Origin of the sequence: Acidaminobacter sp. JC074, from assembly GCF_022496765.1 — a bacterium.
GTDB lineage: Bacteria > Bacillota > Clostridia > Peptostreptococcales > Acidaminobacteraceae > JABXKX01.
Map to the genome: position 1 here is coordinate 22,226 of NZ_VANV01000032.1, position 22,936 is coordinate 45,161.

The window sequence follows — 22,936 nt, forward strand, 5'->3', positions numbered from 1 at the left end:
TTACAGGAGGATGACATGAAGAAATTAATTAACTACTTAAAAAGATACTACCAGTGCATCTTTAAATACGATCTTTTTAGAGACTATTTTAAAGAGCCAAAACTATTAGCTGTGCTATTTGTTATACCAATGTTTATAGCATTTACGATTCTCACTTATATGGGGACCATTCAAACACCAGACTTTATTCAGTCTAGCTTTGATCCATACTATGATTTGATCTCTAACACGACTTATGAAGAAATCATAGACTTTGAAGAATTAGAAGAAGGTGAAGTTTCACCTTGGACTGTTTCACCTGATGATACAGTAAATATTCAGTTTCTAGACAGTAAGCTTGTATTAGAGCAGTCAAAGGTACTTGATAAAGCTATCACAAAAGATGATGTCAACTATAGAATCATTATCGATAGCAACAACACCTATGAACTTGCTTTAAATGAAGATAGAGAGTATTCAACTGAAACTAAGGAACTTTTGGGCTTCAAACAGAAAAATATGGTTGTTTACGTAGCTGATGATTTTGCAATCTTAAGTGTTAAGGGTGGTATTTATAACTACGATTTATCTGGTTATACAAAAGACTTTGATACAACAGAAAGCATCTATCATTTCTTAAATGAAAACTATGTCAACAAAGGCATGATGTTACAGTTTTCTGGTTTAACAAGTTTGTTCTTGTTCGCTATGTACTATTTAGTTGTTTACTTTGTCATGCGTTCACTGCTTAAGAGACATGACTTTGAACTGTCTAGAGACAGAAAGTTCAAGATCATTTTCTACAACATGCAACCAGGTTTGTATGTTTACTTCATATTGACCATACTCTTATCTGCTTCACAAATGGCACTAAGTTTCTTAGTACCGCTTGCATCAGTATTGACTATGTTCTTTGTTAACACCAAGACCATAGACTTAGTAAGAGACTATGTAAGAAAAGAAAAGAAGGCCGAAAAGAGATTAAAACGAAATCAGTAGTTTGCATGATGTTAATTATTATGCTATAATATACACGAATATAAGGTATTATTTTAAAAGAGTGGGTTTTGGCCCACTCTTTATACGTATATTTTACAACTGAATAAAGGAGGACATATGGCGAAAAAGAGCGTAACCCAGCTGGTTGAAGAAATTGTAACTGATTTTCTAAAAGACCATGACATGGAATTAGTAGATGTAGAGTTTGTCAAAGAAGGCCAACACAGATATTTACGTGTATTCATTGACAAAGGCGAAGAAAAGATTTCTTTAGATGATTGCAAATTAGTAAGTGATCACTTAAATCTTAAAATAGATGAACTTGATCCAATCAAAGAAAACTATTTCTTAGAGATTTCATCTCCAGGTCTTGAGAGACCTTTAAAGAAGCCAAAGGATTATGAAAGAAATCAAGGCAAAGAAGTGCAAGCAAAACTATACTCACCAATCAATGGTAGAAAAATCGTTGAAGGTATTTTACTTGGACTTGAAGATAATAATGTAAGTATAGATATTGGCAATGAAGTTGTTGTAATTCCAAAGGATAAAATTTCATTAATCAAGCCAGTTATTCAATTATAAAGGAGGGAAAACAGTGTCAAGCGAATTATTAAACGCTTTGGATCAGATTGAAAAAGAAAAAGGCATCTCTAAAGATATCTTATTCGAAACAATCGAAGCTGCATTAATTACAGCTTATAAAAAGAACTTTAGTGAAACAGCTCAAAATGTTATTGTAAATATGGATAGAGAAACAGGTGAGTACCAAGTATTTGCAAGATACATCGTTGTAGAAGATGATGACTTTGAAGATGATAAAATTCAGGTAATTGTTGAAGAAGCAAAGAAAACAAACCCAATCTATGAAGTAGGCGATTTCATGGACGTAGAGGTTACACCAAATAACTTCGGTAGAATTGCTGCATTAACTGCTAAGCAAGTCGTTGTTCAAAGAATTAGAGAAGCAGAAAGAAATCTAATTTTTGAAGAGTTCTCTAACAGAGAATCTGAAATCGTAAATGGTACTGTCCAAAGAGTATCAAAGGGTGTTGTTCACATCAACTTAGGTAGAACAGAAGCCATTTTATTACCGAGTGAGCAAATGTCTACAGACAGATATGACCAAGGTGGCCGTATTAAGTCATTTATTCTTGAAGTTAAGAATACGACAAAAGGTCCACAAGTTTTAGTTTCTAGAACGCATCCTGGTTTTATCAGAAGATTATTTGAACTTGAAGTACCAGAAATCAGAGACGGTATTGTTGAAATTCGTGGTATTTCTAGAGAAGCAGGTTCAAGAACGAAACTTGCAGTATTCTCAGTAAACGAAGACATCGATCCAGTAGGTTCATGTGTTGGTACAAAAGGTACTAGAGTACAAAACATCGTTGATGAATTAAACGATGAAAAAATTGATATCATTGAATGGTCAGATGACCCAGTTGAGTACATTGCCAATGCTTTAAGACCTTCAAAGGTTGAAAAAGTATTGTACAGTGACGAAGAAAAAGCGGCACTAGTGGTTGTACCAGATTACCAATTATCATTGGCAATTGGTAAAGAAGGCCAAAACGTACGTTTAGCTGCCAAGCTTACAGGTTGGAAAATCGATATCAAGAGTGAAACTCAATTTAAAGAAGCGGTTAATTCAGGTGAAATCGACTTAGGCGACGAATTTGATTTAGAAGCTGAATTTGATTTCCAATAGGGAGATATTCTAATGAAAACTAGAAAAGTTCCTTTAAGAAAGTGTTTGGGATGTAATGAACAAAAGGACAAGCGCGAATTAATTCGTGTTGTTAAAAATAAAGACGGTGAGATTTTTATGGATTTAACAGGGAAAGCAAACGGACGTGGTGCTTATATCTGTAAATCACTTGAATGTTATGAAAAAGCTTATAAAAGAAAGGCTTTAGAAAGAGCATTACAGACAAAAATCGAAGAAGAGGTATATGAAAGCATGCGTAAGGAGCTTGAAGATGCAAAATAAGTTTCTTACAATGATGGGCTTTGCACAAAAGTCAGGCAATCTTATGAGTGGAGAAAACACTTTGGAACTCTATATTCCAAAGAAGAAGATTTCACTGGTTATCATTGCCGAAGATGCTTCAGAAAATACCAAATCACGTTTTGTTCAATTATCGACACGCTTTCAAGTCCCTTATATCATATGGGGAAGCAGAGAAAGTCTATCTCACGCGATAGGTAAGTATAATAGAGCTGTTTACGGTATTTCCAATAAAAAGTTTTCTCGTGAACTTCGAAAAATCTATGAGGAGATGACAAACAGCCCTGACTAAAGAAAGTGAGGAGTAGAATTGTCAAAGATAAGAGTTTATCAAGTAGCAAAAGAACTTAACATTTCAAGTAAAGATATTATTACTAAACTTGAAGATATGAAAATAGAAGTAAACAATCATATGTCTACATTAGAAGATAATGAAGTGGCTATGATTAAAAAGATATTTACTAAGGATACAGCTGAAGAACAGCCAAAGAAAAAGAAAACAAGCTGGACTGTAGGTACACCTAAGGTAAATAGACCTAAAAGAAAGAGTGACTTCCAAAAGAACAGATCTCAAAACAAGAACAATCAAAGAAAGGCACCAAAGCCTGCTCACTTTGAAAAACTTGAAGCGATTAAGTCTTCTGTTCCAGAAAAAGCACCAGTAAAACCACCTAAAAAGGTAGAGCAACCAAAGCCAGCACCAAAGGTGGAGGAGAAGCCAGTTCAAAAGACTGAACAAAAGCCTTCTCAAAACACACAATCTAGAGATAACAGAAACAACCAATCTAGAGATAACAGAAACAACCAGTCTAGAGACAACAGAAACAACCAGTCTAGAGACAACAGAAACAACCAGTCTAGAGACAACAGAAACAACCAATCTAGAGACAACAGAAACAAYCAGTCTAGAGACAACAGAAACAACCAGTCTAGAGACAACAGAAACAACCAGTCTAGAGACAACAGAAACAACCAGTCTAGAGACAATAGAAACAATCAGTCTAGAAACAACCAATCTAGACCAGCTCAAAACAAGCCTTATAATAAGCCAAACGATATTAAGAAGGATATTCAAAAGATTGCATCTGCTGCACCTGCGACTAATCCTGATAAGAAGAACACTTATAATAAGTCTAAGAAGAAAAAAGATAAGAAGCGTTATGATCACAATGCTTCATTAGAAGATAAGTTCAGTAAAAAAGTTAAGGGTAAAAAGAAGAAGAAGGAAGTTAAGGCAGTTGATACTTCTCAGTACTATGATGCTGAAGGTAACTTAATGATTCCTGAGCTAGTTACTGTAGGTGACTTCGCTGAAATGTTAGGCAAATCTTCTGCTGACATCATTATGAAGTTAATGGCTACTGGTATCATGGCTAACCTTAACCAAGAAATTGCTTTTGAAACAGCTGAATTAATTGCCATGGAATATGACATTCCTGCTAAGCTTTTAGTACCAGTTGATGAAGCTGAAGTAATGGTTGAAAAGTACTTTGAAGATGATGAAGAAGAAGCAACTGAAACAAGACCACCAGTTGTAACTGTTATGGGTCACGTTGACCATGGTAAAACTTCATTACTAGATGCGATTAGAGAATCTGCTGTAACAGATAAAGAAGCGGGTGGTATCACTCAGCATATCGGTGCATCTGAAGCAGTTATTAACGATCAAAGAATCGTATTCTTAGATACACCGGGTCATGAGGCCTTCACAACATTAAGAGCCCGTGGTGCTCAAGTTACAGATATTGCTGTTCTTGTTGTTGCTGCAGATGATGGTGTTATGCCACAAACAATTGAGGCAATAGACCATGCTAAGGCTGCTGGTGTACCAATCATCGTTGCCATCAACAAGATTGATAAGGTTGGTAACAACCCTGATCAAGTAAAGTCTGAGCTTTCTGAGCATGGCGTACTTGTTGAAGACTGGGGTGGTGATGTAATTTCTGTAGAGGTATCAGCTCTTAAGAAGTTAAACATCGATACATTATTAGAAATGATCTTACTTCAAGCTGAAGTATTAGAATTAAAAGCAAATCCAAATAGAGATGCTAACGGTACAATCATCGACGCTAGAGTTGATAAAGGCCGTGGTGTTGTTGCAACTTTACTTGTACAAAATGGTACATTAGAAGTTGGTAACTCAATTGTATGTGGTTCTACTTTCGGTAGAGTTAGAGCAATGTACAACCATTTAGGCAAGAGAACCAAAACAGCTGGTCCATCTACAGGAGTAGAAATCACTKGTTTAAGTGAAGTACCAGTGGCTGGTGATAGATTCTTTGTTGCTGAAGATGATAGAGTTGCAAGAAAGATTGCTGAGAAGAAGTCTGTTAACGAGCGTAACGAGCTTCTTAAAGATACACCTTCACATGTTACTCTTGAAGATCTATTTGATAGAATTCAAGCAGGTCAAATGAAGGAAATCAAGATTGTCCTTAAGGCAGATGTTCAAGGTTCACTAGAAGCACTTAAGACGTCATTAAAGAACTTATCTAACGAAGAAGTAACTGTAAATGTCATCCGTTCTTCTGTTGGTACAATCACTGAATCAGATGTATTATTAGCATCAGCTTCTGATGCGATTATCATCGGTTTCAACGTTAGACCAACAATCATGGTTGAAGGTATTGCTCAACGTGAAGGTGTTGAGTTAAAGACTTATAGAATTATCTACGAGGCTATCAACGATGTTAAGGATGCCTTAATCGGTATGTTAGATCCTGAGTACAAAGAAGAAGTTATCGGTTCTATTGAAGTACGTCAGTTAATCAAGGTACCTAACGTTGGTACAATTGCTGGTGCTTATGTATTAACAGGTAAAGTTACTCGTAATGCTGAGTTCAGACTTGTTAGAGAAGGTATTGTTATACACGAAGGTAAGATTGCATCACTTAAGCGTTTCAAGGACGACGTTAAAGAAGTTCAAAAAGGTTTTGAGTGTGGTATCAGCTTCGAGAACTATAACGATATGAAAGAGGGCGATATCATCGAGGCCTTCGAAATGGTAGAAATCAAAAGAAAATCATAAGGCAAGGCCTTTAGAAAGAGGTGAGCATAAATGGGATCTACTAGAAATAGAAGAATTTCGGAAGAAATCAGAAAAGTGGTAAGTGACCTTCTTATTAGAGGCGGTTTAAAAGATCCGCGTATTTCTAGATTTGCTTCTGTAACAGATGTAAAAACAACTAAGGATTTAAGATTTACTTACATCTATATTAGTGTTTATGATCCAAATGCGAATCGTGCAGAAACTGTAGAGGCACTTAACAGAGCTAAAGGTTTCATCAGAAACGAAATCGGAAAAAATATCGATCTTAGATATACACCTGAACCTATCTTCAAAGAAGATGATTCAGTAGAAAATGCTATGCATATTCAAAAAATCCTTAATGAGGTCAAAGTACCTGACGAGGACGAATATGACATTGAATTAGAGGAAGAGGATGAAGAATAATATTCTAAAAGAAATTCTATCTTCTCAAGGTAAATGTTTGATTATCCCACATCAGTCACCAGATGGTGACTGTTTGGGATCTTCTTTTACTTTATCTCACTGCTTAGATAGACATGGCATTGAACACCATATTATTATGGATGATTTGATTCCAAGCAACTATTTATTCTTAAAAAAAGACAATATGATCAAAAGTGATCAGGTAAGTGGTACTTATGACTATGGTATTATCTTAGATACATCCAGCAAAGACCGTGCAGGTACAACGGATGAGGTATTGAGTAGATGTTCTCATCTCCTTGTTATCGACCACCATAAGACCAATGCTTACTTTGGTGATACCAATATTGTAAAAATGGTTTCTTCTGTTGGAGAGCTTTTATTTGGCTTATATGAAGAAATCGACTATAAAATAGATACAAACGATGCCATTGGTCTTTATACATCTATAGTGACCGATACTGGCGAGTTTAGATATTCTAATACGACCAGTGAAACATTAAAAGTCGCTGCTCGTATATTTGAAACAGGCTTTGACTTTGAAAAAATCAGTCAAGAGATCTTTTCTAATCAAGAACTTAAAAAGGTGATCTTAAAGTCTAACGCCTTGTCTGGTATTGAGTTACATGGTCAAAATAAAATGGCTTTGTTAAAAGTGACTCAGACTATGTTAGGTGAACTTGAATGTGAAATGTATCATAGTGACGGTATTGTTGAAGCAGGACGTGATATTTCTGGTATAGAAGTTTCAGTACTTCTAAAAGAAATATCTGATAAGGAAATAAAAGTCAGCATGCGATCTAAATCTTATTTAGATGTTTCTGAAATTTCATTGTTATTTGGTGGTGGCGGCCATATTAGAGCAGCTGGTTGTACACTTAACATGAACTTACAGGAAGCTGAACAAACTATAATTAAGGAAATTGAGAGTCGGTTGTAAATGGATGGTGTTTTAAATATTTATAAGCCACAAAATATGACATCCCATGATGTTGTAGCCATTGTAAGAAAGGCTTTAAATACAAAAAAAGTGGGTCATACTGGGACTTTGGATCCTATGGCTACTGGCGTTTTGCCCATTTGTGTGGGAAGAGCAACAAAAATCGTAGATTTTATTCAAAATGATAGAAAGATCTACAGGGCTTCAATGATACTGGGTGCTGCAACGGACACAGAAGATTGTTGGGGAGAAGTCATAGAAACCAAGCCTGTTTCTGTGACGGATGAAGATTATATAAAGGCTATTCGATCATTCATAGGAGATATTGAGCAAATACCACCTATGTATTCAGCTTTAAAAGTCAATGGCAAGAAGCTTTATGAACTTGCTCGACAAGGTAAAATAGTTGAAAGAAAGCCAAGAATACGTACAATTTATGATATTTGCGATATTGTCATTAATGGTCATGAGGCAACTTTTACAGTTGTATGTGCCAAAGGGACTTATATCAGAACACTATGTACAGATATTGGTAAGAAATTAAACACGCTTGCACATATGACAGGACTTGAAAGAACAGGTAGTGGTCAGTTCAACAAGGCTGACAGTCTGACTATCGAGGAAGTAAAGTCACTCGGTTTAAGTTTAAAAGAGTGCATGAGGCCCATTGATTTGTCTTTAGGCTTCAAAAAATCTGTTCATGTATCTAATAAGGCAAAGGAACTGATTCAAAATGGTGTTAAAATTGACTTGATGCGCTATGTAGATTTTAACTTCGAAGATGGTGAGCATGTATTGGTATATAATCAAGACAGATTTCTTGCACTGTCACAATTTACAGATGGTGCATTAAGGGTAACTAAACTATTTGATATTAAGAGGTAGAGATGAAAGTCATTCGTTCTCTAAGTGAATTCAAATTAGAACCATCAGTTGTCGCATTAGGGACCTTCGATGGTGTTCATATAGCACATAAAAAGGTTATTGAAAAGGTGGTTAAAACCGCAAAAGAAAAGGGCTTACAAAGTGTTGTTTATACCTTTTCGAATCATCCTAAAGAGCTTTCTGATGTAGAAACACCTAAAAGGTTGATCACACCTGAGCAGAAAATATCTATTATTAAGAAGCTTGGTGTAGACATATTGATTATGGTGCCTTTTGATGAGACTCAACTCAATATGCAGGCAGAAGTCTTTTTAGTAGATATTGTACTAAAAAACATCAATGCCAAGCATATCATAGTAGGCTATGATTACCGATTTGGTAAAAATGCCAAGGGCTGTGTCAATATGCTTAAGCAGTATCAAGCAGAATATGGCTATGAACTTGAAATCATTGATCCTATCAGAAAAGATGGTATTTTGATTTCATCAACACTTATCAGGCAACATCTTTTAAGTGGTCAAGTCGCTTCTGCAAATGAGCTTTTAGGCAGAAAATATGACATCAGAGGCAAGGTTATTCATGGTAAACACATGGGGAGAAAACTTGGTTTTCCTACAGTAAACCTAAAGACGGACTATGAAATGAGTGTGCTTAGACCTGGGGTTTACATGACAGAAACCATTATTGATAAAAAGGTTTATCCTAGTGTTACCAATGTTGGATTTAATCCAACCTTTAACCAAACTGACTTTAACATTGAAACCTATATTTTAGATTTTGATGGCGATCTGTATGGCGAAACTTTGGATGTTTTATTTATACGTTTTATAAGAAAAGAAATCAGATTTGACTCTCTTGATGCTTTGATAGAAAAGATAGAATCTGATGTACAATTAACAAGAGAATTTTTTGGTCTATAATATTTACAAAAGAATGTAAGTGTGATAGACTTTAAGTCGACCATTTGCTAAGACTCTCGAATCACCGACGTTGTTCCTGGCTTATGGCATATATTATTATGGAGGTGCTTTAGCATGATTACTAAAGAAAAGAAATTGGAAATTATTGAAGAATTCAAAACAAAAGAAGGCGACACTGGTTCTGCAGAGGTTCAAGTTGCGTTATTAACTTACAAGATTAATGACTTAAACGAGCATTTAAAGATCCACAAGAAAGATCACCACTCAAGAGCAGGTCTTTTAAAGATGGTTGGTCAAAGAAGAAACCTTCTTGCTTACGTTAAAGGTAAAGACGTAAATAGATACAGAGAGTTAATCTCTAGACTTGGATTAAGAAGATAATGACTACTAGAGCGCTTAGCGCTCTTTTTCTGTTTGTTTATGTTTTAATTAGGGTAAATATTGGATGATTTGGTTTGTTATCTGCCCTAATTATGTTATAATAATTGGAGTGATTAGAATTTATTTGTACAATCTCACTGGAGTGAGACCTACTTATTGTAAAGAGGACTTATGTGTATAAGTGTTTTTTAGAGTAAGTAGGATAAATTCTAATCCAGTATTTGATGAGAGAACAGCTCTCAAGGAGGATTTATGAAAAGAAATATTAAAGTGTATGAAACGACACTTGGCGGCAGACCTTTTGTAGTAGAATTAGGTCGTGTGGCTAACTTATCAAGCGGTTCTGCAATTGTACGTTACGGCGATACTGCAGTACTTGCTTCAGCAACTGCTTCAGCTAAACCGAGAGAAGGTATTGACTTCTTCCCACTAAGTGTGGATTATGAAGAGAAAATGTATTCAGTAGGTAAGATTCCAGGAGGCTTTGTTAAAAGAGAAGGTCGTCCATCTGAAAAGGCAATCTTAAATGCTCGTCTAATTGACAGACCAATGAGACCTATGTTCCCAGATGGTTTCTTCAATGAAGTACAATTAATTGTATCTGTATTATCAGTAGAGCAAGACAACGCACCTGAATCAATTGCTATTACAGCTGCATCTTTAGCGATTGCTGTATCAGATATTCCATTTGAAGCAACTATCGCTGGTGTTGTAGTAGGTTACGTTGATGGTCAATATGTGATCAACCCAACTGTTGAGCAAATGGAAAGATCTAGACTTAACTTAACAGTAGCTGGTACTGAAGAAGCAATCGTAATGGTTGAAGCTGGCGCTGATATTTTATCAGAAGAAGAAATCTTAGAAGGTATCATGTTCGGTCATGAAGCTATTAAAGAACTTGTTAAGTTCATTGATATGATCAAGGCTGAATCTGGTAAAGAAAAGATGGAAGTTCCAGAAATCGTTGTTGACGAAGAATTAAAGAAAGCTTGTTTTGATTTTGCATATGACAAAATGAATGAAGCTATTAGAGTTCAAGGTAAAAAAGAAAGAAACAAGGCAGTAGATACTATCAAGTCAGACTTGTTAGCACACCTTGCTGAAGATTACCCTGAAAGAGAAAGAGAAATTGCTGGTTTCTTTAAGAAAATTGAAAAAGAAACTGTAAGAAAGATGATCATTCAAGAAGGTAAGAGACCTGATGGCCGTGCTCATGATGAAGTAAGACCAATCGAATGTGAAACTTCATTATTAGCTAGAACACATGGTTCTGCATTATTCTCAAGAGGTGTTACTCAGGCTTTAACAATCACATCTGTAGGTGCTTTATCTGAAGCGCAAAGAATTGATGGTTTAGGTATTGAAGAAACTAAGAGATACATGCACCACTATAACTTCCCACCATTTGCAGTAGGTGAGACTGGTTTCATGAGAGGTCCTAACAGAAGAGCAATCGGTCACGGTGCCTTAGCTGAAAGAGCATTAGTACCAGTCCTTCCAAGTGAAGAAGAATTCCCATATGCTATTCGTTTAGTATCTGAGATTGTTACTTGTAACGGTTCATCTTCAATGGCTTCAATTTGTGGTTCATCTATGTCATTAATGGATGCTGGTGTACCTACTAAAGCACCTGTTGCTGGTATTGCTATGGGTCTTATGCAGTTAGACGACAAGATCGCTATCTTAAGTGATATCCAAGCAGTAGAAGACTTCATGGGCGACATGGACTTTAAAGCTGCTGGTACTAAAGATGGTATGACTGCTATCCAAATGGATATTAAAATTGATGGTTTATCTAGAGAACTTTTAGAGAATGCTTTAGAGCAAGCTAGAAAAGGTAGATTATTCATCCTTAACGAAATGGATAAGGAAATCTCAGAAGCAAGAGAAGAAATGTCTCCATACGCTCCTAGAGTATTTAGCATGCAAATCCATCCTGATAAGATCAGAGACGTTATTGGACCAGGTGGTAAAGTTATCACTAAGATCACAACTGAATGTGATGTTAAGATTGAAATTACTGATGAAGGTTTAGTATTAATCACAGCAGTAGATGGCAAGGGTGGCGAAGAAGCTAAGAAGCGTATTGAAGCGATCGTTAAAGACATCGAAGTTGGTGAAGTATACACTGGTAAAATCGTTCGTATCATGAAGTTTGGTGCTTTCGTTGAGTTATTACCAGGTAAAGATGGTATGTGCCATATTTCTCAATTAGATACTAAGAGAATTGAAAAGATTGAAGACCACTTCAAGGTTGGTGATCAAATTACTGTTAAGGTAACTGAGATTGACAAGCAAGGTAGAGTAAATCTTTCTAGAAAAGTTCTTTTAAAGGATGCTGAAGAGAAAAAGACTGAAGAAAAGAAATCAGAAGAATAGGTGAAATAATGGGCGATGTGGTAGACTTTAATAAGGCCAAGGAAGATGCTGAGCGTAAAAAGCTTGAAGCTGAAAAACGTAAGGATAAAAACAAGCGTTTGGCTGAAAAAAGAAGAAGATATGACTTGGGTAAACGGTTAAAACCTGTCCACTTTTATATCGGACTGCTCATCGTCATCACTTTAATAATATTAATTACGAGAATACAACCTTAATGGTTGTATTTTTTTATGGTGTTCTGATATAATAGGTTATTGAATATTAAAAGAAGGAAGTGATGTATGTATACAACACACACTTTGAGAAATGGCATGAAGGTAATTTTAACGCCACTTTCTCAATATAGATCTGTTTCTATCGGTCTTTGGGTAAAGACCGGTTCTATAGATGAGGATTCCAAAACAAATGGTCTTTCACACTTTATAGAACACATGCTCTTTAAGGGCACCAAGCATTACAGCGCAAGAGACATAGCTGAGTTATTTGACTCAGTAGGCGGCGATTTAAACGCATTTACATCTAAAGAATGTACATGTTTTCATTCTAAAGTATTAGACCAGCATATCGATATACCAATTAAGGTACTTGCTGACATGATTATGAATCCACTACTGGATGAATCAGACATTCAGAAGGAAAAAACAGTTGTTTTAGATGAAATTATGATGGCTGAGGATACACCAGATGATGTTTCATATGATTTGATAGCCAAAACCATCTATAAAGACGGTTCCTTATCAAGACCTATCCTAGGCAACCAATCAACTTTGGAGCATTTTGATAAGGCTATGATTCTAGAACATATGAAAAAGTTCTATACAACAGATAACATGATCATCTCAATTGCTGGTTCTTATGATCATGACCAAGTAATAGGTCTTTTAGAAGACGCTTTTACGTTAGAATCTTCTAAACATATCCCAAATCCACACAGTCATGCTTTTTATGCTGGAGCTGACTTTATTAAAAGAGATATTGAACAGGTACATTTAGAAGTTGCTTATGAAGGTATGCCTTATGCAAGTACAGATGTTTTTACCTTGGCTGTTTTAAACAATATTTTAGGTGCGAGTGTCAGTTCACGCTTATTTCAGAACATTCGTGAAGCTGAAGGCTTAACTTATACCATTAACTCTTATGTTACCCAATATGAAGCATCAGGTTTATTTTCAGTCTACGCAAGCATGCATGTTTCTAATTTAGAGCGTGTCTGTTATCTTGTTAAAAAAGAAATTTCAGATCTTCTTTTAAATGGTGTTACAATAGAAGAGTTAAACCGAGCCAAAGAACAGTTAAAGGGCAATTATATCTTAGATTTAGAAGGTACAGAAGCCTATATGAACTTAACAGGTAAAGGTTGTCTGTTTCATACAAAAATACGTACACCTGAACAAGTTGAAGAAGAAATCAATGGTGTTACAAATGAAAAAGTTGATGCACTCATTAAAAAGTTATTTACCAACTTACCTGCCTTAGCACTTGTTGGAAGGGTAAATGAATCAATATTAAATAAATGCATAGAAATTTTAGGAGGAGAACATGAAACAACTTGTTAAAGTAATTAATCGATCTAAGAATCCACTACCATCTTATGAGACTGCTGGATCTGCAGGTATGGACTTAAGAGCCAACCTAGAAGAACCAATTACCTTACAACCAATGGAAAGAAAACTCATCCCAACAGGTCTTTTTATGGAGATTCCTATGGGCTATGAAGGTCAAATCAGACCAAGAAGTGGTATGGCTATAAAACATGGTTTATCACTTATCAATTGTGTAGGTACAATTGACAGTGATTACAGGGGAGAAGTAAAGATTCCTATGATCAACTTATCAAATGAAGCCTTTACAATCGAACACGGTGAAAGAGTTGCACAGTTTGTTTTAGCTGCACATGGCATGGTTGAATGGCAGGCAGAAGAGACTTTAAATGATACAAAGAGAGGAGCAGGTGGATTCGGATCTACTGGTAAGTAATAATGAGTATAGTTGTTCAAAAATATGGTGGTACATCTGTAAGAACTGAATCATCAAGAGAGATGATCATCAATAATGTAAAATCAATGATTAAGAAAGATAAACAAGTTGTCTTGGTTGTTTCTGCCATTGGTAGAAATGGTGCTCCTTATGCAACTGATACACTCATCAATATGGTCAACGGTATCGGTATAGAGGCAAACCCAAGAGAGATGGATATGCTTATGTCATGTGGTGAAACCATTTCATCGGTTGTCCTTGCTAACACACTTAAGTTCCACGGTATTGATGCTGTTGCTCTTACTGGCTTTCAGGCGGGGATTTTGACAACGTCTAACTTCAATTCTGCCAATATCGTCAACATCAATCCTGAAAGAATTCTTCACTTTCTAGGTAAAAACAAAGTTGTTGTAGTAGCTGGTTTCCAAGGTATGGACTCTGAAGGTGATATCACCACTTTAGGACGTGGTGGTAGTGATACTACGGCTGCTGCTCTTGGAGAGGCTTTAAATGCTGAATTGATTGAAATCTACACAGATGTAGACGGGATTATGACGGCAGATCCTAGAATTGTTGAAAAGGCAAATGTCCTTGAGTCTGTTACATATGATGAAATCTACCAAATGGCTGTATACGGTGCTAAGGTAGTAGACCACAATGCGGTTGCTATTGCAAGAAGGGCAAGAAAACCCCTTGTTATCAAAAATACTTTTTCATCTGCAGAAGGAACGGTAATTGCAGATGAAGCTCAGTTAAAGGCTATGCTTAAGGAAAGTAAAAAACTCATTACAGCCATCACAAGCCATGACAATGTCATTCAGGTAAACATAGAAGAAGAAGGCTCAAAGAGTGAAGCTTTATTAAATGCCCTTGAGGATCATCAGATTGCCATGGACATGATCAACTTTACACAAGATAGAAAAATCTTTACCGTTGCTCAAAAGCGTATCGATGATTTAACCAAGATCTTAGAAGATCTTTCATTAAAGTATTCTTACTCAGAGGAATGTTCTAAGTTGACTGTTGTTGGCTATAAGATCCATGTTGTGCCTGGCATCATCAAAAGAACGGTATTTGCTCTGACAAAATCGGATATAGAAATACTGCAATCTACAGATTCCAATACAACAATTTCTTTCCTAGTAGGAAAAGACGATGCTCAAACAGCTGTTAAAGTATTACATGAGGAATTTGATTTATAAAAAAAGGTCTACCATCTGGTAGGCCTTTACTCATTGACATATTCATCTAAGAATTTCTGAACTTCTTCATGGTATTTTACACGGTTCTTGTTGATTGAAACAGCATGTCTTGCACCTTCAACGCTGTAGAGGGCCTTCTTGCCATCAAATGCTTCATACAGATCATGGACCATGTAATAGGGTACATACATATCTTCTTCACCATGTATAAACATAACAGGACAGGTGATCTTGTTCATGGAATGAATCACACTGGCATCTTGGAATGAAAACCTGTAAAACATTTTTATGTATTGATTGGCTAGTGGAGTAATCATAGATAATAGGGGATGATGGTCTTCAGAAGACCTGAATTTCATCAAATCAAAGAGGTTAGAATAACCACAATCTTCAACACAAAAGCTGACTCTTGAATCTATTGTTGAAAGTTGCAAGGCAGTTGCAGCCCCCATAGATTCACCATGGACACCAACCTTAGGCTCATCAAATCTTTTCATTAAATAATCAATACAAGACTTAGCGTCTTTTTTCTCATAATAGCCAAAGGTCGTATAGTTTCTATCGCTAAAGCCATGATTTCTATGATCGTATAACAAGATAGAGTAACCATTTTTAATGTAGATTTCACAGTATTTTTTCATACCATCGTAATTAGATGTAATACCATGACACATAAGAACAAACTTGTCAGGTTTATCTTGTAAATACAATTTGCCTTTTAACTTATAGCCGTAATAGGTCTGAATTTTAATATCCTCTTCAGTTAATTGATCAAAAATAAGAGGATCGTAAGTTTTATTTTCAAACTCATAATTCTTGACATAATCATGGGTTAGGACCTTTGGATACACAACTTGTCGTGAATAGTGGACAACCAGTCCTAAAACAGCCATCAAGACTAGTAAAATAACTAATAATAACATAATATCTCCCTTCACTAAATTATAACATAAACATCTAGTTTTATTGTAAACAATGCAAAATTTTGTTATATTTTTAGAGGAGGTCTTTTTATGAAGAAGTCAATACTATCAGGTGCCATTTTTTTAACCCTTATCAGCATCATATCCAAATTCATAGGGATATTCTTTAGGATTCCAATGACCAAAATCATTGGTGCTGTCGGTAATGGTATCTTTACTTTTCCAATACAGTTTTTTGCACCTATAATAGCCATGATTGCAGCACCATCAGTTGTTATAGCAAGAATGGTTTCAGAAACAGATTCTGACGTTTATAGGACTAAAATTTTAAAAGTTTCAAGAAGCTTTATGGTTCAGTATGGACTTATCGTCACTCTTATTCTGATTGTGATGGGACCGATTCTAACACAAACTGTTTGGCCAAAAGAGGTCATCTATGCTTATATGGCCTTATTACCAGCGCCTATATTTTTAGCACTTACAACTACTTATAAGGGTTATCATCAAGGCTTACAGGAAATGACACCTTTAGCCATACAGCAATTTGCTGATGGCATCGGCCGACTGATACTCGGACTGGGTTTGACACTTATACTTATTCAATTTTCTATACCTCTTGGTGCAGCCGGAGCAACCTTTGGTACAACAGCAGGTGCCATGACAGGCTTTATATGCCTCTATATACATCATAAGAGGACACATAAAATCTTAAATGTAACCATATCTCAGAACAATAAAAAAGACATTAGAAGTGAGCTTTTCAGGGCTTCTTTACCTATCACCATATCAGCACTGGGTGCCAATATGATGGGTTTTATAGATGGTTTATTGGTACAGTCACGTTTATCTGGTATCGGCTTTACATCTGCAGACATACTGACTTACAACGGTATCTTATCCTCTATAAATACCATTACAAGCATTCCACTGGCCATAGCCATTGCCATCAGCTTAAATGCCTTACCAAATATAGTTGCTGCTAAAAACTATGGCAAGGCTTATATGGCAACAAGAATGCGGTCTGCTATGATTATGATTGTTTCAATTGCCATACCAAGTGGCCTTGGTTTGTTTATCGTTGGAAGGGACTTATTCCACCTCTTTTACTCAACACTGCCTACAGACCATTACTTGATGAACATTGCAAGCATCAGTGTAATATTTATGATGATTAATATGGGCCTTACAGCTATTTTGCAAGCCTATAAACTTGAAAAAACAACAGTTAGAAACATGTACCTTGGTGTTCTTTTAAAGTTTGTAGCCACTTTTGTCTTATTGGGCCTACCGTCACTCAACATTCATGGTGCTGCACTAGGAACGTGTCTTGCTTATGGCATTGTAGTGGTCTTAAACCTACTTTCTTGTATCAAAGCCGGCTTTAAAGTGGATATAAAATACATGGTTATGGTACCTATGGTGTCTAGTCTAATCATGGCAGCAATTGTTTACGTGATTGTTTCCTCTATTTCTGGTATAATAGGTACGTTCATAGGAATTCTTTCAGGCGGTTTTATATACGGCATTTTAATGCTGGCATTTAAAGTAGTTGCCTTAAAAGACATACCATTTATAAAAAGGTGGTTTTAATGAAAAAAGCACAAATTGTATTTTTTCTAATGATTTCCTCCTTAATCACCATGATCATCTACGATCAGGTACAACAGGTACCACTTGATGAAGAACCACCTGTTGAAAAAAAAGTTATTCGGGTAACCATTCCAGAAGAAAAGGAAATTATCCCAGAATTTGAAGGAAAAACATTCGAAAAGGTATTTACTGTTAACAAAATAGATGACATCATCTATAATAGAATTAACACGCTCTCTTACAAGGAGAATGACTATATAGAAATTGAAGATTTAAGGTATCTTAAAGTATCCTATTGGGGATTTGATAACAAGAGACATTATGGCGAACTCATCGTTCATGCGTCCCTAGCTCAAGAAGTCATAGACATTTTTAAAGACTTGTATGACGCAAAATATCCAATAGAAAAAATAAAACTAGTAGATGAGTATCAAGCAGATGACAACCTATCAATGATAGACAACAATTCATCGGCTTTCAATTTCAGATACATAGCTGGTAGTAAAAAACTTTCAAACCATGCCTTTGGTATGGCCATAGATATCAATCCTTTACAAAACCCTTATGTCAGCTCAAGTTCTGTTCAGCCTCTAGAAGGTGAAAGATATGCTGATAGGTCATTGGATGAAAAAGGTATGATTCAGATAGGTGATGCCTGTTATGAAGCCTTTACATCAAGGGGATGGACCTGGGGTGGAGAGTGGAAAAGTATCAAGGATTATCAGCATTTTGAGAAAAATACAAATGAGAACTAGCAGGAGGCTGTATGCGAAGACTACTTTTGCATGAAGTAGAACAAGGCATGGTCATTGGTGAAGACATCTATAATAACTTCGATGTTATGGTTGTGGCCAGTGGTAGTGTTATAAATGAAAGCATTATGGATCTATTGGATAAAATGGATGTTTTTGATGTGGCCATTTATGAAAAGAGCATAGAAGGTAAAAAGAAGGTTTTAAAAGTTGACAACACCGTTCAAGCGACTTATAAGGATACGGTTACATCCTTTAAAAATCTTTTTAACAATGTAAAATTCGGTAAACAAGTGGTTGCTGATGAAATATCTGATCTCTTAACACCTATGCTTGAACAAGTAAAAAACAATCAAATTCTTGCAAAAAGCCTATGGCAAATAGAGGCCTGCGATGAATACACTTATGACCATTCAGTAACGGTATCCATGTCTGCTGCCTTATTGGGTAAGTGGCTCAACCTGCCACAGGACACCATCAATGATTTAGCAACCGCAGGACTCTTACACGATATAGGCAAGTGTAACATTCCTGATGAAATTTTAAAGAAACCGGATAGATTGACTGAAGAAGAATTTAAAGTTATGAAGACACATTCTACTTTAGGTTACTTGCTTTTAAAAAACGGCAAGGGTTTTTCAGATGAAATATTATATGGTGTTTATCAACACCATGAGAAGTTTGACGGCAATGGTTATCCTAACAGATTAAGAGAGGATGAAATCCACCAGTTTGGTAGAATCATTGCGGTTGCAGATGTTTACAGTGCCATGACTTCTAATAGAGTTTACAGATCAAAAATGTCTCCCTTCCAAGTGGCGAGACTGATCATGGAGTATTCCTTCGGTTACCTAGATCCGGTAGCTGTGAATGTCTTCTTGTCAAACATCAGTAATTTCTATGTCGGCACAACCGTTAAACTCAATAATGGTACAATCGGGGAAGTGGTCATGGTCAACAAGGCCGAACCTTATAGACCCCTTGTTAAGGTGGATGATGCTTTTGTAGATTTAGCAAAAGATCATTCTTTAGAAATTACAGCATTAATAGATTAGAGGCGTCATGAAATTAAAATTAAAAGTATCAAAAAATCTTAAAAGAGATTTAAGAAAAGAAGCAGAAAAAAAAGACATGGAACGTATGGATTATGTTCTAAACATCATTAGAGAGCATTTAGATGAGACCAAAGATATTTGGGAAGCTTATGTAGAAGCTTATCCGTCTTTACTTGAAAAGAGACAAATTGCACTGGCTGAACTAAAAGAAAAGTTAGTGGATGAAGCAGATGACATCAAACGACAGACCTTAAAAGCTTTCTATCAAGAAAACCATATGTACATTGATTTTGTCAACAGACAAAGAAAGTTTGAAAATCTGATTATTCCTTTAGAGGATGATGTCTACTATGGTCTATGTCTTTTAGGAGAGAATAAAAAGATGACTGTAGAAAGATTTACAGTAGAATTATTATCAATCAAATCTAAAAACAGCTAAGGCTGTTTTTTTTGACTTCCTTTATTTTGTATCTTTGTTTTAAGAAATCACTATATATGGTATAATTAAGTTTGATATTGGAGGTAATATGGCGACACAAAAAAAATCAACAAGTAAGAAAACCACAGCAAAATCTAAAGCACCAGCTAAGAATACAAGTAAGAAAACTAACAAAAAAGCTACAGGCAAAAATGTAAACTATTATGAAATAAAGCTTATAGGCCTCATAGGCTTTACAGTCTTATCTATTTTAGGCCTACATACGCAGCTTATAGGTTTTTTAGGTGAGTTTATACAAAACATTTATTTCGGACTTTTTTCATATGCAGGTTATGCCTTACCATATATTATATTTTTAGCGCTTTTCTATAAGATAAACAATCGTTTAATAGCTTATAGGGTAAAGACTATAGTAGGACTTATTTTATTATTTTTAAGTATTTTATTTATTGTAAATATCCTTAATTACGATGTTCTAAATACCAAGTATATAGAACCAGGTATCAGTTTATTAAAACTATCATCTTTACAAGACACTTACCTAAGTGGCATTGAACTAATAGGATCAGGTCTAATCGGTTCCTTAATTGGTAAACTCTTTATTTCATTAATTGGTCGTGTTGGCCTCTTAGTAGTCATTGCTATGTTATGGACCATCTCATTCATTTTGATTACAAATGTCAATCTACTTGAATGGATCAAGAACAAGTACCATGACAGTAGAAATAGCATGAAAGAAAATCGAGAAATCAAGAAGAAAGCTAAAGAGGAATATCTAAAGGAATCTGAAAAGCTAGAAGAAGAACGATTAAAAGAAGAAGAAAAAATCAGACTAAAAAGAGAAGCAGAGATTGAAGACAGGTCTTCTGAAAAGCTCACCAAGGCTTTAGAAAAGGTAGATAAGAAACTTAAGCAAGAAGAAGAAGCCCATAAACGTTCATTAGAAGAATACGATGCCATGTTTATGCAGTCACCGACTAAATCTTTAGTGGATAAGCTCTTTAAGAAAACTTCCGTACCAACCAAAGAAGAGATTCTTGAAGCAGCTAAAAAACCACCTATGGAAAAAGACTACGATATTTTCGATACATCTGGTTATGCCTTTGATGAAAACTTTGAGCAAAATCAGATCATCGAATCATCTCCTGATATCTTTGACAACCACCAGGATCTAAGTATTCCTGAAGAAGAGTTAGATATTCCAATCACAGGATTTGGTACATTAGTTGAAGAAAATATCCAAAAGGCCTATGAAGAAGAGTCCTTTGAAGATTTCACAGATGCAAGCATAGTTGATATGCCTGATATGGCACCTATGGAAGAAAATGATATACCTTCTCAAGAGGAGTTAGAGGCTTTCAATACCTTAGATGTACCGGCTACAGAAGAAAAGACCAGCAGTTTTGACCAAGAGTTTATAAAGGCAAGTGAGGGTCGAGAAGGTATCATCGTCACACATGAGGATGATATATTTGAAAATGGTACACCTCTATCTAGAGAAGAACAAGACCAAGTCTCTATGTTTGACCAGATTACTGGTGTTAAGCCAAAGGCTTCTGAAACTCAACATGAAGAAAGTAAGATACCAGATGCGGCTATAGAAAAACATATGAACGAAAGTGTTTTACTGGAATTTGAAAATTACAAGATTCCTTCTGTTAAACTCTTAAATAAAAACACGACTTTAAACAGCGAAGACAAGTCTGCTGTCTATGAAAAGGCCAAACACCTAGAAGAGATCCTTGAAAACTTCAATGTGGATGCAAAAGTAATTTCTATTTCAAAGGGTCCTGCTATAACGCGTTATGAAATTCAATTAAAGCCGGGTACCAAGATGAGTAAGATCACCAACCTAAGTGATGATATTGCCCTTAACCTGGCGACTCAGCAAGTACGTATCGCTGCAGTACCTGGTAAAGCAGCCGTTGGTATAGAAGTCCCTAATGATCAAACATCACTGGTTACTCTAAGAGAAGTCCTAGAGACAGATCAGTTTGAAAACAACGATGCCAAGTTAAGTGTTGGTCTTGGTAAGAATATTGCAGGTACGCCAATAATAGCGGATTTAGGAAAAATGCCTCATATGCTAATTGCTGGTGCAACGGGTTCAGGTAAATCGGTATGTGTCAATACCATCATTACCTCTATTCTCTTAAATGCAAAGCCTGATGAAGTTAAGTTTCTTATGATTGACCCTAAGGTAGTAGAGTTAAATACCTACAATGGTATACCTCACTTAATTTTACCTGTTGTAACAGATCCTAAGAAGGCTTCAGTAGCCCTTAACTGGGCAGTACAAGAGATGACACGTCGTTACAATTCATTTGCTGAACATGGTGTTAGAGACATAAAAGGCTTTAATAAACGTTTTGGTGAAGATAAAAGCTTGTTTATGCCGCAAATTGTTGTTATTATAGATGAGTTGGCTGACTTAATGATGGTAGCACCTAATCAGGTGGAAGATGCCATCTGTAGACTTGCTCAAATGGCAAGAGCTGCTGGTATCCATTTAATTGTAGCCACACAGAGACCATCTGTAGATGTCATCACAGGTGTTATAAAGGCTAATATTCCATCTAGAGTCGCATTTGCTGTATCATCGGCTATTGACTCAAGAACGATTATAGATATGTCTGGAGCCGAAAAATTACTAGGTAAAGGGGATATGCTTTATTACCCTGTTGGTTCTACAAAGCCACAACGTGTTCAGGGTGCATTTATCAGTGACGAGGAAGTAGAATCCATTGTGGATGCTGTTAAGAATCAGTTTAAAGTATTTTCATACGATGAATCATTCCTTTCAAATGTGAGTGCTAATATTTCAACTTCAGACGACGCAAGTGAAGACGACGAACATTTAGCATCGGCTATTAAATTGGTTGTAGAAATGGAACAAGCCTCTATTTCTATGCTTCAAAGAAAGTTTAAAATAGGTTATAATAGAGCGGCGCGTCTCGTTGATGAGATGGAGGATAGAGGGATTGTCGGTCCTTCAATGGGTAGTAAACCAAGAGAAGTACTCATAAGTAAATCAGAATATGAAACAATGTAGA

The 22,936-nt window shown here is 35.9% G+C and carries 22 protein-coding genes; 21 read left to right on the forward strand and 1 reads right to left on the reverse strand.

The features are described 5' to 3' along the window. Positions 1-15 precede the first annotated feature (15 nt). The 16 genes from EZV73_RS25415 (at position 16) to dapG (ending at position 15,124) form a co-directional block, all read left to right on the forward strand. Positions 16-978 carry a hypothetical protein gene (locus EZV73_RS25415; protein WP_240843273.1) on the forward strand — a complete coding sequence of 321 codons (963 nt, stop codon included), beginning with the start codon at positions 16-18 and terminating at the stop codon, positions 976-978. A 117-nt stretch (positions 979-1,095) separates the two neighbouring features. Beyond that, positions 1,096-1,560, forward strand: a complete 465-nt coding sequence (gene rimP / locus EZV73_RS25420; RefSeq protein WP_240843274.1) for a ribosome maturation factor RimP — start codon at positions 1,096-1,098, stop codon at positions 1,558-1,560. A 13-nt stretch (positions 1,561-1,573) separates the two neighbouring features. Further along, entirely contained in the window at positions 1,574-2,686 is a 1,113-nt protein-coding gene (nusA, locus tag EZV73_RS25425) for a transcription termination factor NusA (protein ID WP_240843275.1), read from the forward strand. A 12-nt stretch (positions 2,687-2,698) separates the two neighbouring features. Continuing rightward, positions 2,699-2,968, forward strand: coding sequence for an RNase P modulator RnpM (rnpM, locus tag EZV73_RS25430; RefSeq protein WP_240843276.1), 270 nt, complete (start codon positions 2,699-2,701; stop codon positions 2,966-2,968). Further along, a complete protein-coding gene (locus tag EZV73_RS25435) occupies positions 2,958-3,278 on the forward strand; it encodes a ribosomal L7Ae/L30e/S12e/Gadd45 family protein (RefSeq protein WP_240843277.1) in 321 nt (106 codons plus the stop codon). Before rnpM ends, EZV73_RS25435 begins: the two co-directional genes overlap by 11 nt. An 18-nt stretch (positions 3,279-3,296) precedes the next feature. Beyond that, positions 3,297-6,014 (forward strand): translation initiation factor IF-2, encoded by a 2,718-nt coding sequence (gene infB / locus EZV73_RS28740; protein WP_255814083.1) that lies wholly within the window; start codon positions 3,297-3,299, stop codon positions 6,012-6,014. A gap of 30 nt (positions 6,015-6,044) precedes the next feature. After that, a complete protein-coding gene (rbfA, locus tag EZV73_RS25450; protein ID WP_240843278.1) occupies positions 6,045-6,440 on the forward strand; it encodes a 30S ribosome-binding factor RbfA in 396 nt (131 codons plus the stop codon). After that, positions 6,430-7,380: a bifunctional oligoribonuclease/PAP phosphatase NrnA gene (locus EZV73_RS25455; RefSeq protein WP_240843279.1), complete on the forward strand. Its 951-nt coding sequence runs from the start codon at positions 6,430-6,432 to the stop codon at positions 7,378-7,380. The genes rbfA and EZV73_RS25455 overlap by 11 nt, the downstream gene beginning before the upstream one ends. After that, positions 7,381-8,265 carry a tRNA pseudouridine(55) synthase TruB gene (gene truB, locus EZV73_RS25460; RefSeq protein ID WP_240843280.1) on the forward strand — a complete coding sequence of 295 codons (885 nt, stop codon included), beginning with the start codon at positions 7,381-7,383 and terminating at the stop codon, positions 8,263-8,265. 2 nt (positions 8,266-8,267) lie between these two features. Beyond that, positions 8,268-9,185: a bifunctional riboflavin kinase/FAD synthetase gene (locus EZV73_RS25465; protein WP_240843281.1), complete on the forward strand. Its 918-nt coding sequence runs from the start codon at positions 8,268-8,270 to the stop codon at positions 9,183-9,185. Between the two features lie 114 nt (positions 9,186-9,299). Then, a complete protein-coding gene (rpsO, locus tag EZV73_RS25470) occupies positions 9,300-9,566 on the forward strand; it encodes a 30S ribosomal protein S15 (protein WP_240843282.1) in 267 nt (88 codons plus the stop codon). A 252-nt stretch (positions 9,567-9,818) separates the two neighbouring features. Next, complete coding sequence (gene pnp, locus EZV73_RS25475; protein ID WP_240843283.1) at positions 9,819-11,945, forward strand: polyribonucleotide nucleotidyltransferase; 2,127 nt, start codon at positions 9,819-9,821, stop codon at positions 11,943-11,945. 8 nt (positions 11,946-11,953) lie between these two features. Beyond that, complete coding sequence (locus EZV73_RS25480) at positions 11,954-12,160, forward strand: hypothetical protein (protein ID WP_240843284.1); 207 nt, start codon at positions 11,954-11,956, stop codon at positions 12,158-12,160. A 66-nt stretch (positions 12,161-12,226) separates the two neighbouring features. Next, on the forward strand, positions 12,227-13,501 hold the full coding sequence (locus tag EZV73_RS25485) for a pitrilysin family protein (protein WP_240843285.1): 1,275 nt from the start codon (positions 12,227-12,229) through the stop codon (positions 13,499-13,501). Next, complete coding sequence (gene dut / locus EZV73_RS25490) at positions 13,485-13,922, forward strand: dUTP diphosphatase (protein ID WP_240843286.1); 438 nt, start codon at positions 13,485-13,487, stop codon at positions 13,920-13,922. Before EZV73_RS25485 ends, dut begins: the two co-directional genes overlap by 17 nt. Positions 13,923-13,924: 2 nt before the next feature. Beyond that, positions 13,925-15,124, forward strand: coding sequence for an aspartate kinase (gene dapG, locus EZV73_RS25495; RefSeq protein ID WP_240843287.1), 1,200 nt, complete (start codon positions 13,925-13,927; stop codon positions 15,122-15,124). A gap of 26 nt (positions 15,125-15,150) precedes the next feature. Here dapG and EZV73_RS25500 read toward each other — a convergent pair whose 3' ends face one another. After that, entirely contained in the window at positions 15,151-16,047 is an 897-nt protein-coding gene (locus EZV73_RS25500) for an alpha/beta hydrolase (RefSeq protein WP_240843288.1), read from the reverse strand. 90 nt (positions 16,048-16,137) lie between these two features. Between EZV73_RS25500 and EZV73_RS25505 the strand changes: the two genes are divergently transcribed. The 5 genes from EZV73_RS25505 to EZV73_RS28800 all read left to right on the forward strand — a co-directional run bounded on the left by EZV73_RS25505 (position 16,138) and on the right by EZV73_RS28800 (position 22,935). Continuing rightward, positions 16,138-17,637 (forward strand): polysaccharide biosynthesis C-terminal domain-containing protein, encoded by a 1,500-nt coding sequence (locus tag EZV73_RS25505; protein ID WP_240843289.1) that lies wholly within the window; start codon positions 16,138-16,140, stop codon positions 17,635-17,637. Further along, positions 17,637-18,392 (forward strand): M15 family metallopeptidase, encoded by a 756-nt coding sequence (locus EZV73_RS25510; protein WP_240843290.1) that lies wholly within the window; start codon positions 17,637-17,639, stop codon positions 18,390-18,392. Before EZV73_RS25505 ends, EZV73_RS25510 begins: the two co-directional genes overlap by 1 nt. 11 nt (positions 18,393-18,403) lie before the next feature. After that, positions 18,404-19,444, forward strand: a complete 1,041-nt coding sequence (locus tag EZV73_RS25515) for an HD-GYP domain-containing protein (protein WP_240843291.1) — start codon at positions 18,404-18,406, stop codon at positions 19,442-19,444. Between the two features lie 7 nt (positions 19,445-19,451). Continuing rightward, a complete protein-coding gene (locus EZV73_RS25520) occupies positions 19,452-19,883 on the forward strand; it encodes a hypothetical protein (RefSeq protein ID WP_240843292.1) in 432 nt (143 codons plus the stop codon). Between the two features lie 88 nt (positions 19,884-19,971). Further along, on the forward strand, positions 19,972-22,935 hold the full coding sequence (locus tag EZV73_RS28800) for a DNA translocase FtsK (RefSeq protein WP_305037123.1): 2,964 nt from the start codon (positions 19,972-19,974) through the stop codon (positions 22,933-22,935). Position 22,936: the final 1 nt, after the last annotated feature.